Source organism: Allobosea sp. LjRoot90 (assembly GCF_964254315.1).
In the GTDB taxonomy this organism is placed as follows: Bacteria; Pseudomonadota; Alphaproteobacteria; order Rhizobiales; family Beijerinckiaceae; genus Allobosea.
The window spans coordinates 433793-449494 of the sequence record NZ_CAXUTF020000002.1 but is presented as its reverse complement, the minus strand read 5'-3'; the positions used below and the strand labels follow the sequence as shown (position 1 = coordinate 449494).

The following is a 15702-nucleotide window of genomic DNA, read 5'->3' as shown; positions in this document are numbered from 1 at the left end:
ATTCTGAGACGTTCGCAGCCGCCCCAAAAGGGCGGTTTTTTGTTGGTTTTGGCCCTGTTTCCCGCCGCTCGTGTTCAGCCGCGTTCATTGACAGTCGCACCGATTGTTGGCCTTCCTGTTGGCTTGGGCAACAGGGCCAACACAGGCGAGGCCAACACATGCCGCTGTCCGATGTCGCGATCCGCGCCGCGAAGCCAGCCGCCACGGTGCAGAAGCTGTCCGACGGTGGCGGCCTGCAACTCTGGCTCATGCCCAATGGCGCGAAGCTCTGGCGCTTGGCTTACCGCTTCGCCGGGAAGCAGAAGAAACTAGCCATCGGTCCATATCCCGCCATCGGCCTGTCGGAGGCGCGGGCCAAGCGTCAGGAAGCCAAGGCTCACTTGATTGCCGGCCGCGATCCCTCGATCCAGAAGCAGGCGGACAAGGCGCAGGCGCTGGAGACGCAGGGCCAGACCTTTGCCAAGGTCGCGTCCGAACTTCTGGACAAGAAGCGGCGGGAGGGCAAAGCGGCCAACACGCTCGCCAAGCTCGAATGGCTGTACGGGCTTGCGAGCGCGGCCATTGGCAATCGGCCGGTGACAGAAATCACCGCTGCTGGTGCTGCGTAAGGTGGAAAGCAAGGGGCGGCTCGAAACCGCCAAGCGCCTTCGCGCCGTCATCGGCGAAGTCTTTCGCTACGGCATCGCGACCGCTCGCGCTGTCAACGATCCTACGTTCGCCCTTCGTGGCGCAATATCCGCGCCCGTGGTGAAGCATCGCGCGGCCATAACCGATCCGGTGCAGCTTGGCGGCCTGATGCGTGCCATCGACGGCTTTAAGGGCCAGCCATCGACCAATGCGGCGCTGAAGCTGATGGCGTATCTCTTCCCCCGCCCCGGCGAGCTGCGGCTGGCCGAATGGCGGGAATTCGACCTCGACAAGGCGGTTTGGGCGATCCCTGCCATCCGCGCAAAAATGCGACGTGAGCACTCTGTGCCGTTGCCGCGTCAGGTTCTGGCGATCCTGAAGGAACTTGAGCCGATTACCGGCTGCGGCCGGCTTATTCTTCCCGGTTATGGTGTCAGCGGTGGCGAGGGCCGGAAGGTGGAGCAACGGCCGATATCGGAGAATACGCTGAACGGTGCTCTTCGACGCATGGGCTATGGGCAGGATGAAATGTCGTCACACGGCTTCCGCGCCGCCGCCTCGACGCTCCTGAATGAGAGCGGCAAATTCTCTGCCGACGCCATCGAAAGGGCGTTGGCGCATCAGGACCCCGATGCAGTGCGGCGCGCATACGCGCGTGGAGAGCACTGGAAGGAACGGGTCGCGATGGCGCAATGGTGGGCTGATCAACTCGACGCATGGCGCGATGGAGCGAGGGTCATTTCCTTCGCGCCAAAGGCAGGATGAGCCCATTTCTGTTCGCAAAGTTTCTCAGAAGCCGACCTTCTGAACGTCCGTGACGGGTCGATAGCCGAACTTCGCGACCGGCGCCGCAAACGACCTAATCGCGCCAATAGCTGACGTTGAAGATCTGCCCGACAGCGGACATTCTAAAGCGACCGAACGAGGGTCACCTCGTTGAATGTGGCGGCGATGCCCAGAGCTTGGGGGCAGCTTGTCGCACAGCGGGAGCTCGTTCAGCAAAAACTCGAGTGCAGCCGCCACTGCCGCTAACTCGTTGGTCCGAAGGCGACGAGAATGTCCGCTTGCCTTGATGCCATGGCCATGGCGATGTTGCATGGTAAAGCGCAATGGAGAAAAGTGTAGCTTATGGGCGGGATACGGGAGATTCCCAACAGCGGACAATGTGTTGACCCGCTCTCTGACGTCGGGTCGGCGAATTGAACAGTCATCCCTCGCGCCGTACGGTTCCAATGATAGACATCTTCGCCGGCCCAGGGGGCCTGAGCGAAGGTTTCAGCCGCTACTCCGACTGGTTCGGAGACGAGCGCGTGTGCTTTCAAAGTGTTCTGAGCATCGAGAAGGACGAGACCGCGGTCCGCACCCTGACGCTTCGTGCCTTTTACCGGCAATTCGACGGGGAATTGCCCTCAGAATACTGGTCGGTGCTGAGGGGAGAGGCGTCGATGGACGTCCTCAGCGGCTTCCCCGAATGGAAGGCGGCTGAGCGGCACGTCTGGGAGGCGGAACTGGGTAGAATACCGATAAATGAGCTCCATGGTCGCATCGAGCAGAGACTCAAGGGCGCCGACGACTGGCTGTTGATTGGCGGACCACCCTGTCAGGCCTATTCGCTGATTGGCCGCGCACGCATGACGGGTATCGGTTTCGCCGCCAAGGGCGATGCGGAGGCGGCTGAGCTCGCGCGGCTGGAGCGGCTTCGCATATTCCACGGCGACGTGCGGCATGTGCTCTATCGCGAATACCTCCGTATCATCGCGGTTCACCAGCCAACGGCCTTCGTCATGGAAAACGTGAAGGGCATTCTCTCCGCAAAGCTACCGGACGCGGAGGGTAACCCACAGTTCATGTTCGATCGCATTCGGGCGGACTTGCAGGATCCCTGGCTTGCGCTCGAAGATGACGAGGATATTGAGGAACTCAAGGCAGTCGCCCGGTCAGGCCGACCAAGGTATCGTTTGCAGGCGCTGACGGCCGATGCAGCCGATCTGTGGTCCAGTCAGCCAGCTAATTCCGATTTCCTGATCAAGTCGGAGGAATTCGGCGTTCCGCAGAAGCGGCATCGGGTCATCGTCGTTGGAATTCGGGATGATCATCCCGGGGTTCCGGAAACCCTGAGGCGCGAAAGGCCTGCTTCCGTAAGGGATGCGCTGGGACACTTGCCGCCGGTGAGAAGCGGTTTGTCTCGTGGCAAGGACACCGAGTCAGAATGGCTGCAGGTGCGGCGCGCATCGGCAGAGGCGATCCTCTCGGCAGATGTGCCGGAAACTGCGAAGGACATGGTGCGCTCCTTCACGACGTCAGACGCACCGCCTGGCAGCAGAGGGGCAACTTTTGCCCGATCCTTGCCAGGGTTGCGGCAAAATACGGTGCTGGATGCGTGGCTTTCCAGTCCTGAACTCCAGGGGTACGCTCAGCACGAGAGCCGGTCTCACATGGCCTCTGACCTTCAGCGCTACCTCTATGTCGCAGCAGTTGCTGCGGCGACGGGGAAAAGCCCGAAACTGGAACAATGGCCCGCAGAACTGCTGCCGAAGCACAAAAACGTCGGGGTCAATGAAGATGGTATAGTGGAGGCGTCCGGTTTCGCCGATCGATTCAAGGTGCAGGTGTGGGACGAACCTTCATCGACCGTTACCTCCCATATCGCCAAGGACGGCCACTATTTTATCCACCCCGATCCCGGCCAGAACCGCAGCCTCACGGTGCGGGAGGCTGCAAGACTGCAGACTTTTCCTGACGACTATTACTTCTGCGGCAACAGAACCCAGCAATACCATCAGGTAGGCAACGCCGTTCCGCCGCTTCTTGCTGTGCAGCTTGCGCGTTGCGTAGCAGTGCTGTTCGCCGCCGCCAAAGCCGAAGAGGCGCCTCGCGAGGAGCTGCTCGCCCATGGCTGATGTCCATACGCCTGCGCAACGCAGCTTCAACATGTCCCGCATAAAGGGCAAGGACACACAGCCTGAGATCTGGCTCCGTTCTCTGCTGCATAGCGCCGGGTTCAGGTTTCGCTTGCATCGAAAGGATCTGCCGGGACGACCGGATATAGTTCTGCCAGGCAGCAAGGTGGCCGTATTCGTGCATGGCTGCTACTGGCACAGGCACGAGGGCTGCAAATACACCACGACGCCGTCGTCGAATACGCAGTTCTGGGAGCAGAAGTTCGCAAGGACTATTGAAAGGGACGCAGAGAATATCGTCGCGTTGCAGAATGCCGGCTGGAAAGTGGTCGTCGCCTGGGAGTGCCAGTTGCGCTCGAACGCCACCGAAGTTCTGGCAGCGATTTCAAGTGCAAGCGGAAAAACAGCCGCCAAAGGGGCAGACAGGGGCAGCTAGCAGGTGATTTCTTGGGGGGGTGAATTTGAGGATTGCCTGCCTGGGCAGGCAGGTGGCCGGTGACGTCGCAGGAGATGACATCCCTGTTCCGGCTGGCGATCGCTTCGGGGAGAGTGGAAACCGTGAAATCGCACCTCGAACGAGGTGCAGATGCCAATGCCCGGGACAACACGGGCTCACCCGCTCTGCTCATCGCCGCATCGCGGGGGCGCCAGGAAATTTGCGAAATTCTGCTTGAGCACGGTGCCGATCCCGCAGCCAGCGACGCGAGCGGACGAACTCTGTCAGAATACGCTTTGCAGTGGGGATTTGTTGATCTGATCGGGGTGCGGGACGAACAATCTCCTGAGCCTGAGCCTGAGCCTGAGCCTGTCCCGACGCTGGCGAATTGTGTGCCTACAGGTGCAGCCGCCGACGAAGGCGAAGAGATGTTCGGATGGGAGCCGGAGATCGAATCCGGTGCCCCTGCGGAAGACACAATGCAGGTGGGAGCCGCTCATGCTGCCCACGATGTCTTTTCTCGCGCGAGCCCGCGGGGGGACGCAGCGGATTGGTCCTCCGTTGCCGTCGAACTTCCGCGATCGCTTGGCGGTCCGTCCGACCGCCTCCCGCCAGCAGTGGAGGTTATGGTGTCGCGCGGGCTGAACGTTGGCTGGATATCCGGCGCTAGCCTGCGGTCGTCCCTGCCGACAGCGAAAATTCGTGGCGAACTCGCCGTACCCCTGAAGTTCGTTTTGTCGGATCTGGGCATTGCGATCCGCGACTCGGCCTACGAAGACATGCTCCTCCCCGACAACGACTCGCCAGTCGAAGCCGTCCGAGACGAGGAATTCCTAACTGAGGTCGTGGAGCATGTCAGCGCGCTCGCTGGTCACGACATCGAATCTCGCTATCTGTTGGAGACGCAGGCCCTGCGGGAGGATGCAGCAGGAATTCAATCGATACTGTGGGCCAGGGTGGAGGAGTTGCGGCGACGTGCGGCGGCCGCATTCGCCTCGCTCCCGGGCGGACTACAACACCTTGAGGCTGCTGGAGCGGCGTTTGCTGACTCCGAGGACGATGAACCGGCGGGGGATGATCTCGTCGATGCAGCCGATGGCGATGAACCCAATCGGTCCGTCGACGAAGCCGAGGACGGCCATCCCGCCGATCACCAGTTCTCGAACGCGCTGACCAATCTTTCGGTAGGGGAGCTTGCGGATCATCTGGTCGAACTGCGGCTGCCTTTGGCAGTGATGAAGCGAGCGGTCGAATTCGCAGCTGTGAACCCCGTCGCCGGCGTCGAGATCATTCGTCCGATACTTGACGAACTCGAGGCTCGGTTGGCCAGCATTGTCGAAACGAACCTGTCGTTGGTGACTTGGTTCGCCAACCGCTACCGATCCCGCGGTGTCGAGTATCTCGATGTTGTGCAAGAAGGAAACATCGGTCTGATGACCGCCGTGCAGAGGTTCGATCCCTCCCGCGGCGCAAGTCTTGGTACCTACGCTATCTGGTGGATCCGCCAGGCGATCACGCGCGCCATTGCCGACACGGGTCGGACGATTCGAGTGCCGGTCCACGTCCAGGACAACGCTCGGAAACTTCACCGCGTGCGAGAAACGCTTCGCGCCGAAACAGGTGCACAACCGACGGTGAAGGAAGTGGCGCGAAAGATGGAAATGACCGAAATGTCCGTCGCGACACTGGAGGCGAGAACTGCGCAGTTCGTCCCGACGAACGGCGACAATGTTGAGCGCCTGAAGCGCGACATGACAGAAGGCCTTCCAGATCCTGCACCCGGACCTGACGCCACGACATGGGAGTGGGAGCTCAGGAAGGAACTCGACGATCGTCTCGCGGACCTCGATCCCCGACAGGCACGAGTACTCACGCTGCGCTTTGGCATGGCCGGGAACGACGAGCACACCCTTGAAGAAGTCGGCGCTCTCTACGGCGTGACTCGCGAGCGGATCAGGCAGATCGAGGCCAAAGCGCTGAAAATCATCGCCCATCCCAGCCGATCCAGAGAGCTGAAGGTGTTTCTCGATGATTGACGTTCCGAGCAGGCTTGCTCCTCCCCGCGCCAGTGCCATGGTCGAGGCGCTGCGAGGTCTTGGCTACACGGCAGGCACCGCGATCGCGGATATCATCGACAACAGCATCGCGGCCAAAGCTTCTAAAATCCGCGTTGCCGTGGACTGGCAGGCCGGTGGCGGCGTCGTCACGATACTCGACAATGGGTCCGGAATGGACGACCACGCTCTCGAGCTGGCCATGCGTCTTGGCGGCAGAAGTCCGCTCGACGACAGAACGGAAACTGATCTCGGGCGGTTCGGCCTTGGATTGAAAACGGCATCCTTCTCGCAAGGCAGAAGACTGACGGTCGCCTCGAAGAAGAACGACACGGTCAGTGTTCTTCGCTGGGACCTCGATTACCTACTTAACAGCGCCGATGGCGGGTGGCATCTGCTCGAAGGAGCGGATCCGGAATCAGCGCCCCTAGTGGACATGCTGCACAGTGTCGCTTCCGGCACGCTCGTGATCTGGGAACTATTGGACCGCATGATGCCGGGCTCGGACGGTGCGCAGGACGTGCTTGATCTGCTTGACCGTATCGAGAAGCACCTAGGCATGGTCTTCCACCGGTTCATCGCCGACCGGCGCATATCGATACTGCTGAACGGAAAGGCGGTGACCGGCTGGGATCCCTATCTTGCGGGAAACTCCGCGACATGGTCGTCGCCCCGCACGCCGCTGGGGAAGAGAGCCAAAGGGGCTTGGGTGCAGGCTTTCGTGCTGCCCCACCGGGATCACCTCAAGTCCAAAGAACATAACGCGGCGGCCGGTCCGGAGGGTTGGAACGCGCATCAGGGGTTCTTTGTCTATCGAAACGACCGCCTTCTGCTCTCCGGTGGGTGGCTGGGGCTTGGAAAGGGTCGGCACTGGACGCGAGAGGAGCCGTATCGTCTGGCCCGCATTCAGCTCGACCTGCCCAACTCCCTCGATGGAGACTGGAAGATCGACATTCGCAAGTCGACGGCCCAGCCACCACCATCAGTGCGAATGATGCTCACGCATGTCGCAGAGGACGCAAGAGAACGTGCACGCAGGATTTTCGCTCACCGTGGCACGCCGGTGACGGGACCGCGTCGTGAACCGGTCAGTCAGGTTTGGGAGACGACCAAGGTGCGGGCCGGCGTTCGTTATCGCATAAGTCACGAGCACTCTGCCGTTAGCGCCGTCCTGTCTGCGGCAGGGGCGGCAGGAGGCGGGCTGCGCCAGGATGTGCTCGCCATGCTTCGCGTGATTGAGGAAACGGTTCCTGTTCAACGCATCTGGCTGGACACCGCCGAGAACAGAGATACGCCCCGAACCGGCTTCGGGGGAGAGCCCCCGTCCGAAGCGAAGTCGGTCGCTCAAACCCTGTTCAACTCAATGATAAAACGGAAAGGCATGGCGCCCGAACTGGCACGCGCCGCGCTGCTCCGGACAGAGCCTTTCGATCAATACCCCGAACTCGTCGCAACGCTGACGGAGGAGAAGTGAATGGGAGACGCTGCAATCGAACAGAAGGTGATCAAATTCGCGCAGGAGCTGATCGCCGACGAGGAAAAGACAGCCGTCACTCCCGCGTTCATCAGCGACATCATCGATCAAGTGCTCAAGCTCAGAGCCGGATGGGCGAGCGCGATCGACCGCGAAACCGTGCAGACCGAACTGATCCGTCGCTTCAGCATGTGGATGGGAGAGAATGCTACGCTGAAGAACGACGCTGGTCATGAGACCTGGCTTAATGCGCAGCGCAAGTCGCAATGGCGCTATTGGCAGCGTTACCGCGAGTACCTCGAACGCAAAATGGCGACGAGCGTCGTCGACGGCCTGGATGAAGTTACCGACGATATTCTGGCGCTTCTGGAGGATCCGCTGAGGGGCGGCAGCTGGGACCGCCGCGGAATGGTCGTGGGACACGTCCAGTCCGGCAAGACCGGCAATTATACGGGTCTGATCTGCAAAGCTGCGGATGCGGGATACAAGATCATCATCGTGCTGGCGGGTATACACAACAACCTGCGCTCGCAGACACAGATGCGGCTCGACGAGGGTTTTCTGGGCTACGAGACTCATCCTGATCCAGAGGCGATACGACCTATCGGCGTCGGCGAACTCGACGCCGATCCTGCCATCCGGCCAAACTACGTCACCAACAGGTCCAACAACGGCGATTTCAATGCCGCCGTCGCCAACAAGCTCGGAATCAGCCCGGAAAAGCGGCCTTGGCTGTTCGTCGTCAAGAAAAACAAGAGCGTGCTCGAGAAGCTCAACAAGTGGGTGCGCAACCACGTCGCCGACTCCGAGGACCCGAAGACGGGAAAGCGGACCGTCACCAACCTGCCGTTGTTGCTGATCGATGATGAGGCCGATCACGCTTCCGTCGACACGGGCGCCGACATCGTGGACGAGGAGGGCCGCCCCAACGATGATCATCAGCCCAAGGCGATCAATTCGCTCATCCGCAAGCTGCTGATCAGCTTCTCGAAATCGGCTTATGTCGGCTACACCGCCACTCCGTTCGCGAACATCTTCATCCACGAGAGGGGCGCGACCGCCGAGGAGGGCCCCGACCTTTTCCCCGCCTCCTTCATCATCAACCTTGGCGCACCGAGCAATTACGTCGGACCCGCCCGCCTGTTTGGGCGACCTACGGAGAACGGCCGTGTCGGCAGCCTGCCGGTCGTCCGGCACATCGAAGACTGGTCGACCGATGAGGATACGGCGGGGTGGATGTTCTCAAAGCACAAGAGCGGACACTTCCCCATGTTCGAAGGCCGTGCCGATCTGCCCGACTCCCTGAAACAGGCGATCGACGCCTTCCTCCTTGTCTGCGCGATCAGGCATCTGCGTGGGCAGGGAAGCCAGCACAGCTCGATGCTCGTCCATGTGACCCGCTTCACGGCCGTGCAGGGACATGTCTTCGATCAGGTGGAGACTTACCTCAAAGCGCAGCGCCAACGCCTGGTGCGTGGAATAGACAGCGCAGGAATTCTCGGGCGTCTGCGAGCGCTCTATGAGGATGACTTCGCGCTGACGACCACACAGATCAGGATATCGGACGCCGATCTCGAAGTTCAAGAGGCGCCGTCCTGGGATACCGTGGAAGCAGTTCTCGCCGACGCCGTCGCCGACATAGAGGTCCGGAAGATTAACGGAACCGCGAAGGATGTGCTCGACTACGCGGATACCAAGGGACTTGGTCTCAAGGTGATCGCGGTCGGTGGGGACAAGCTGTCGCGGGGTCTGACGCTGGAAGGCTTGTCCGTGAGCTATTTCCTGCGATCGTCTAAGATGTACGACACGCTCATGCAGATGGGACGCTGGTTCGGATACCGGCCGGGCTACATCGACCTGTGCCGCCTCTACTGCACCAGGGAGCTGTCGGAATGGTTCGGGCACATCGCCGACGCGTCGGAGGAACTCCGCGAGGAGTTCGAGATGATGGCGGCCAGCGGTGGTACGCCGCGCGACTTCGGTCTCAAGGTGCAGTCGCATCCTGTGCTGATGGTCACGTCGCGCATGAAGATGCGCGCCGCCAAAACGTTAATGTTGTCTTTCAGTGGCCAGCTTCTCGAGACCGTGTCGTTCAGCACCGACAAGACGAAGATCGAGCAGAATATACGCGCGGCAACGGAATTACTCGAGCGGTTGGGTAGTCCCCAGAACGCCGATGAGATCCGGCGGAAGCGCGGGGGTACTGAGCAGACCTGGCAGGGCCGGATCTGGCAGGACGTGGGCCATCAGACAGTCCTCGATTTCCTGAGGACGTATACGACCAGTGAAAACGCCCTGAAGGCTCGCAGCAATCTGATCGCGGATTTTGTGGAATCGCTCGCCCGCGAAGGCGAGCTGCAGAGCTGGACCGTCGCGGTGATGGGGGGCACCGGCGCCGATTTCGCGCCGCTGCCAGGCTTTAAACTCGCTACCCGCCAAGTAGACAAGGAGTTCGCGGCCAGCAAGGATTATCGCATCGGCAGGTTGCTCTCACCTCGCGATGAAGCGATCGATCTCGATGAGGCCGAGTGGGCGCGCGCGCTGGCCATCGCCAAAGCCGCATGGCAGAAAGATCCCGGCAGGCGAGCGACTGAGCCAGAGGAGCCGAACGGTCCGGCCGTGAGGTTCGTGCGTGGCACGAGCGGTGGCAGCAGCGGGTTGCTGCTCCTCTACCCGATCGACCCCGCCAAGAGCGTCCACGGCGCAGTGCAGGCCATCGGGCTGCCCATCATCGGTATCGGCGTGAGCTTCCCGACGAGCGAACTGGGGACGAAGATTCCCTACAGCGTCAACAACGTGGCATGGGAGCTTCAGTATGGCTCTGCTGAATGAGCACGAAGAACTGCTGTCCGCATGGAGATCTCTGAGCCCGACTTCCGAAACCTCCGACGGCTGGCGCACCATACCCATAGGTGTCGGCAGGTGTCGGGCGGGTGTCCGTTTCCCCGCCGGAGAAGAGGCATTGCTGGTCGGTTTCAGCATAACAGCCCCGGCTGCGACCGACCTGCCGCAGGGAAGAGGCTTCTCGGTGAGCAGGGTTGGGGACGCGCCCAGTGGCGGATTCGACGTCTGGTTCGGGGTATCGAGGAAGCCTGCCGCAAGCCTTGAAATGTTTACCTTGATGGCGGCGGATATTCTCGCTTCAGTCAGCGCGGCGAAAGGCGAGGAGCAAAGGGCCTATTATCAGTTCCTGTCTCGCATCCGGAGCTGGCAGCAGTTCATGGAACGACCGCGCGACCGACGGCTCTCCGACGAAGAGGAGCTGGGCCTTTTCGGGGAATTGTCCATGGTCAATCGTCTTCTCGATTGTGGCGTTCCGCCATCGGTGATCATGGAGTGCTGGAAAGGCCCCGCGAACGGGCTTCGCGATTTCATGGGAGAGACGCACGACGTAGAGGTGAAGGCGACGATTTCGCCCAACGGATTTCCCGCACGGATCAGTTCACTTGAACAGCTCGACGACGTGGCAGGTCGCTCAGTATTCCTTGCTGCGCTCAGGTTCTCGCTGCAGGACGCGGCGCCGTCGCTGCCGGCCATGGTGGAGGTGATCAGGCAGAAAGCGGGGGATCATGGTCGGATCGGACTGGAGCGCAACCTGCTCCTCGCTGGATACGACGACGCCCACGCCAGTGAGTACGTGCGTGGATTCGAGCCGATGGACGAGCGCGTCTTCCAAATAAAGGAAGCCTTTCCTCGCCTCACGCGGAGCACTGCTCCGCTGGCCGTCCGAGCGGCGAAATACGAACTCGATCTCGATCTCGTCGACATTGCCACGGTCGATCTGGAAGAAGTCTTCGTGGCGTTCGGAGGCGAACTGAAGCCATGACGCTTGAAGAGTTTCTCATTCAGACCCAGGGCGATGTGAAGCGTGAGGCAGCAGACCGCACCGGTCAGCCTGGACCATTCCCCCATCCGGTGTCTCTGTTCTCTGAAATCGTCATGCAACACATGGCGGACGCCGGAATGACCAATGAGCCGCAGGTACTCCATGTCGAGCGCAGGCTCGGTACGGCAATCCTGAAGCTCAGCGGATACGCTATCTCAGAGGATCTCGATCAGCTTGATCTATTCGTCAGCCTCTATCTCGACGCCAATGAACCCACGTCGGTTCCGGAGGCCGACATAACCAAGGCTGCCGAGCAGTGCATCAGGTTCCTGAATGGCACGGTATCCGGAACGCTGGCGGGTAAAATCGATCCCTCGGACGAGGCATATGATCTCATCCTGACCATTCGGGATTGCTATGAGGCGCTGGATCAGGTGCGCATTTACGTGCTTACTGACGGTGTGTCGAAGACCAAGAGCTTCAAGCCGCGCGAGATCGGCGGCAAGTCTGTCCTGCTCGAGGTGATGGACATCGAAAGGCTTCATCGTCATCTGTCGGAAGGAAAGCCGCGGGACGAATTGGTAGTCAATTTCGATGAGGCATTCGGCAGTCCGATCCCCTGCGTTTACGTTCCAGGCACTTCGGGCGAGTATGATTACGCGCTTGCAGCTTTCCCGGGTGCGATGCTGAGGACTTTGTACGAGAAATGGGGATCGAGGCTTCTCGAGGCCAATGTGCGTTCGTTTCTGAGCCAGACCGGCAAGGTGAATAAGGGCATACGCGACACCCTCCGCACGGCACCGGATCGCTTCCTCGCATACAATAACGGCATCGTCGTCGTCGCTGACGAGCTCAGTATCGGAACTTCGAAGGACGGCGGCACGGGCATCGCATGGCTCAGGGGCATGCAAATCGTCAATGGCGGACAGACGACCGCTTCGATCTATTTCACCAAGAGGAAGTTTCCCGAGGTGAACCTGTCCGAAGTACGCGTGCCAGCCAAGATCATCGTTCTACGGTCGACCGACCAGACATCTGAGGAAGCGCTGATCTCAGACATCTCGCGATACGCAAACAGCCAAAACCAAGTGAGGGTCTCCGATCTTTCTGCCAACAAGCCATTCCATGTTGAGATGGAACGCCTGTCGGGCACGACGTACTGCCCGGACGGTGTTTGTCGCTGGTTCTATGAGCGCGCCACCGGCAGCTATAACGTGATGCTGGCTCGGGACGGACAAACCCCTGCCCGTCAGCGGGAGCTGAAGAACGCGATGCCGTCGGCGCGTAAGCTCACAAAGACCGATCTCGCGAAGTTTGTACATGCATGGCGACAGAAGCCGCACTTGGTGGCGCTGGGCTCCCAGAAGAACTTCCAGATATTCAACGAAGAGGTGCTGGCCGGCGGCAAGGTGCCCGACCTTGCCGAGTTCAAGAACCTGATGGCGCAGGCCATAGTTTTCCGGCGGGCGGAGAAAATTATCCGTCCGGCGTTCCAAGGCTTCCAAGCCAATATCTCTGCGTACACTGTCTCTCTGATCGCAGACCGCCTTGGCGGCCGAATATCTCTCGCGACGATCTGGCAGCAGCAGGGAATCTCAGATGAATTCGCGCACCTGGTCTTACAATGGGGTAGTGGTGTCAACGATGTGCTGCGTGCCAGCGCCGGTCAACGAATTGTCTCTGAATGGGCAAAGAAGGAAGAGTGCTGGGACATTGTTCGAAAGCAATCTTATGCCGAGCCAAGGCGCAGCCTGCCGGAGTTCATCTGAGATGATCGCCGCAGGCCGACATATGTAGTTCTCTTGTCCCGCTTACCAAGGTGAGCAAATTGTCACATGTTCTAGGAAATAAACCCGAAAGACCGAGGATATGTCAGGACTATGGGAAATTCGACCGTGGGCTCAAGCGCAGCTAACCTGCCTCCGGTTTCTTGGACCGTTAAAAGCTGGGAAATTCCAGCTTAGCAGCACCGGTTGCAAACGGAGTCTGAGGCACTACGAAGTCGAAGTTCACGGAGGCACAGATCGCCTTCATCCTGCGCCAAGCTGAGGAAGGACGCCGGGATCGGAGGTCTGCCGGAAGGCAGGTATCCGCGATGCGACATTCTACGACTGGCGCAAGAAGTTCGCTGGCCTGATATCCTCGGAGATGAAGCGGCTGCGTCAGCTCGAGGAAGAGAACGCGCGGCTGAATGGGCCTGAGTCCGAAATGTGGTGATAGTTTGGGATTTATTTTGACGTGACCCCTTTCAAAATTCGTGGAAGCGGAATCAGGCGTCGAACGAGCGTCCGCGAAGCATACATTATGAACGTCCGCTAAGGGTCACGAAAAGACATCCCTACGGCTGCAGTCTGGCATGATCGCATGTAGGTTGTTTCCTGGCTCAAAGCGAAAGCTAGGAGAGGCCGTTGACTGCGGGTGGGACGGATGTCTCGGAGGCGCTGGCCCAGATCGCGGCAGCGATACCTGATCGCAGCGACCTGTTTGAGAAATGGCGAACGGAAATTGCTGACGATCAGATCTATGGGCTTCCTACCGGCACGTCGGCCGCGATCCAGAATGCGCTCTTGCACGCAGCCTCGTTAGGCTTGCTTGACGCGGAAACAGCGGAAGGGCTGGCCGCTGACCTAAATTGTAAGCCGCTTGCGAACAGACCCGACATTTCGAAATTCGACCCACGTGACGATGCGTTTTGGTCGCTGCCGATGGCGGTGGCCTGGATAATGTCACGCGATTGGAAAAAGGTTGCGCAGCAAAAATCGGATTACAGGGCGGCTCGCGAAGATTGGTATTGCGAGTCGAATGTTGGACTGCCAAAGGGCGGGCGGCTGAACGGATACATCATTGCTGCGAGCTGGCAGATCAGAAATTTGAGGCCGGCCGCGATCGACCGGTTGTTGCTAGGAGACAGCTTCGATACCGCGCAGTCAGACCACCGCGCCAGCGCGATGACGGCGATAGAGGCGAAGCGCGCATTGTGGGGCGCGCTCCAAGAACAGCGGTTGATCGCATCTGGCCGTCAAGACGACGCGCGCAAGCCGATCCCCGCCTTTCTCTGGCAAGATCTTCTGCCTTTTCAAGATGGCATCGATTCACTGGAGTAACCAAGTGAGCCAACCCCTGTCTGAACGACGCATTCCGAGAGGATCGACCGCCATGAAAAAACATCACCCGAAAAACGAGCGGATTAAGCGCGACTATCTGGCATGGCTCCGCCAAGCCGACGGACAGTCTGACGCGTCCGTCAATCAGGCGGCGGCGGCCCTCGCCGAATTCGAGCGCTCGACGCGGCACAAGGATTTCGCGCTCTTCCACCGCGAGCAGGCGATGGCCTTCAAGCGCCAGCTCCAGGACCATCGCAACGCGGAAACCGACAAGCCGCTGGCGACGGCGACCATCCATGCGCGGCTGATGGCGGTGAAGAAGTTCTTCAAATTCCTGATCGGCCGGAACGGATATCGACGCATGATCGCCAGCGATCTGGAGTATTTTAACCTGACCGCTGGCGACGCGCGCATGGCGAGGGCCCCACGCGCTGCCGCGCGCCCCGTCCCTAGCCTCGCGATGATCCGGCGCATCGTAGAGTTGATGCCGGACGGGACGGACATTGAGAAGCGCGACCGCGCACTGATCGCCTTCGCTATCGTATCCGGCGCGCGCGACAACGCCATCGCCAGCTTCCGCCTGAAGCATGTGGATGCGACTGGCAAGGCAGTCATTCATGAGCCGCGTGAAGGCGTGCGGACCAAGTTCAGCAAGAGCTACCAGACGGCGTTCTTTCCTGTCGGTGACGATCTCAGCGCCATTGTGGCGGACTGGACGGGGCATCTTGCGAAGCATCTGCTGTTTTCGCCGGACGATCCCCTATTTCCGGCGACGGCCATCGGTCTCGACGCCGCCGGTAGCTTCGCGCCGATTGGCCTGGACCGTCGCTTCTGGTCCAATGCCGAACCCATCCGCCGCATCTTTCGCCAAGCCTTCACGGCGGCGGGCCTGCCCTATCACAACCCGCATTCCTTCCGCAGCACGCTTGGCGCGCTTGGCCAGACGCTCTGCCGGACACCGGAGGAAATGAAGGCGTGGTCTCAGAACCTTGGCCACGACGACGTGCTGACAACGCTGACGAGCTATGGTGGGGTTCCTGTTCAACGCCAGGCCGACATCCTGAAGGCTCTCGCGCGAAAGGAAGAAGACATCGATGTGCCGCTGACACAAGCGACGATTCAGCGCGTCCTACAGCATCTCCAGACGACGGCGGCCTAAGCGTTGGCCGCCCTTGCCAAGCCGGTAGCCTTTGCTCTCTATGAGCTAAATGGCGAAGCAGACAGGGCGGTATGCGTGATCGAATTTCAATCCAGGGCAAGAAATTCGTCTGTAATAACAAG

General features: G+C 60.2%; 11 protein-coding genes and 1 pseudogene. All 12 read left to right on the top strand.

Features of this window, described 5'->3' with window-relative positions:
• Positions 1-158 precede the first annotated feature (158 nt).
• Positions 159-608, top strand: coding sequence for a tyrosine-type recombinase/integrase (locus ACSQ3M_RS08835; protein ID WP_436149694.1), 450 nt, complete (start codon positions 159-161; stop codon positions 606-608).
• Positions 598-1392 carry a tyrosine-type recombinase/integrase gene (locus tag ACSQ3M_RS08830; RefSeq protein ID WP_436149693.1) on the top strand — a complete coding sequence of 265 codons (795 nt, stop codon included), beginning with the start codon at positions 598-600 and terminating at the stop codon, positions 1390-1392. The genes ACSQ3M_RS08835 and ACSQ3M_RS08830 overlap by 11 nt, the downstream gene beginning before the upstream one ends.
• A gap of 467 nt (positions 1393-1859) precedes the next feature.
• Positions 1860-3527, top strand: coding sequence for a DNA cytosine methyltransferase (locus ACSQ3M_RS08825; protein ID WP_436149692.1), 1668 nt, complete (start codon positions 1860-1862; stop codon positions 3525-3527).
• On the top strand, positions 3520-3963 hold the full coding sequence (locus ACSQ3M_RS08820) for a very short patch repair endonuclease (protein ID WP_436149691.1): 444 nt from the start codon (positions 3520-3522) through the stop codon (positions 3961-3963). The genes ACSQ3M_RS08825 and ACSQ3M_RS08820 overlap by 8 nt, the downstream gene beginning before the upstream one ends.
• Before the next feature lie 74 nt (positions 3964-4037).
• Positions 4038-5999, top strand: coding sequence for a sigma-70 family RNA polymerase sigma factor (locus ACSQ3M_RS08815; RefSeq protein WP_436149690.1), 1962 nt, complete (start codon positions 4038-4040; stop codon positions 5997-5999).
• A gap of 37 nt (positions 6000-6036) precedes the next feature.
• Positions 6037-7491 (top strand): ATP-binding protein, encoded by a 1455-nt coding sequence (locus ACSQ3M_RS08810; protein WP_436149689.1) that lies wholly within the window; start codon positions 6037-6039, stop codon positions 7489-7491.
• Positions 7492-10323: a Z1 domain-containing protein gene (locus tag ACSQ3M_RS08805; protein ID WP_436149688.1), complete on the top strand. Its 2832-nt coding sequence runs from the start codon at positions 7492-7494 to the stop codon at positions 10321-10323.
• Positions 10307-11317 carry a PD-(D/E)XK motif protein gene (locus ACSQ3M_RS08800; protein ID WP_436149687.1) on the top strand — a complete coding sequence of 337 codons (1011 nt, stop codon included), beginning with the start codon at positions 10307-10309 and terminating at the stop codon, positions 11315-11317. Before ACSQ3M_RS08805 ends, ACSQ3M_RS08800 begins: the two co-directional genes overlap by 17 nt.
• Positions 11314-13086, top strand: a complete 1773-nt coding sequence (locus tag ACSQ3M_RS08795) for an AIPR family protein (RefSeq protein ID WP_436149686.1) — start codon at positions 11314-11316, stop codon at positions 13084-13086. The genes ACSQ3M_RS08800 and ACSQ3M_RS08795 overlap by 4 nt, the downstream gene beginning before the upstream one ends.
• A 254-nt stretch (positions 13087-13340) precedes the next feature.
• Positions 13341-13507, top strand: a pseudogene (locus ACSQ3M_RS08790) (transposase); the annotation flags it as partial.
• Positions 13508-13725: 218 nt separating this feature from the next.
• The gene (locus ACSQ3M_RS08785) at positions 13726-14421 is read left to right on the top strand and encodes a hypothetical protein (RefSeq protein WP_436149685.1); all 696 of its coding nucleotides are present in this window, start codon (positions 13726-13728) and stop codon (positions 14419-14421) included.
• Positions 14422-14473: 52 nt separating this feature from the next.
• A complete protein-coding gene (locus tag ACSQ3M_RS08780; RefSeq protein ID WP_436149684.1) occupies positions 14474-15580 on the top strand; it encodes a tyrosine-type recombinase/integrase in 1107 nt (368 codons plus the stop codon).
• Positions 15581-15702: the final 122 nt, after the last annotated feature.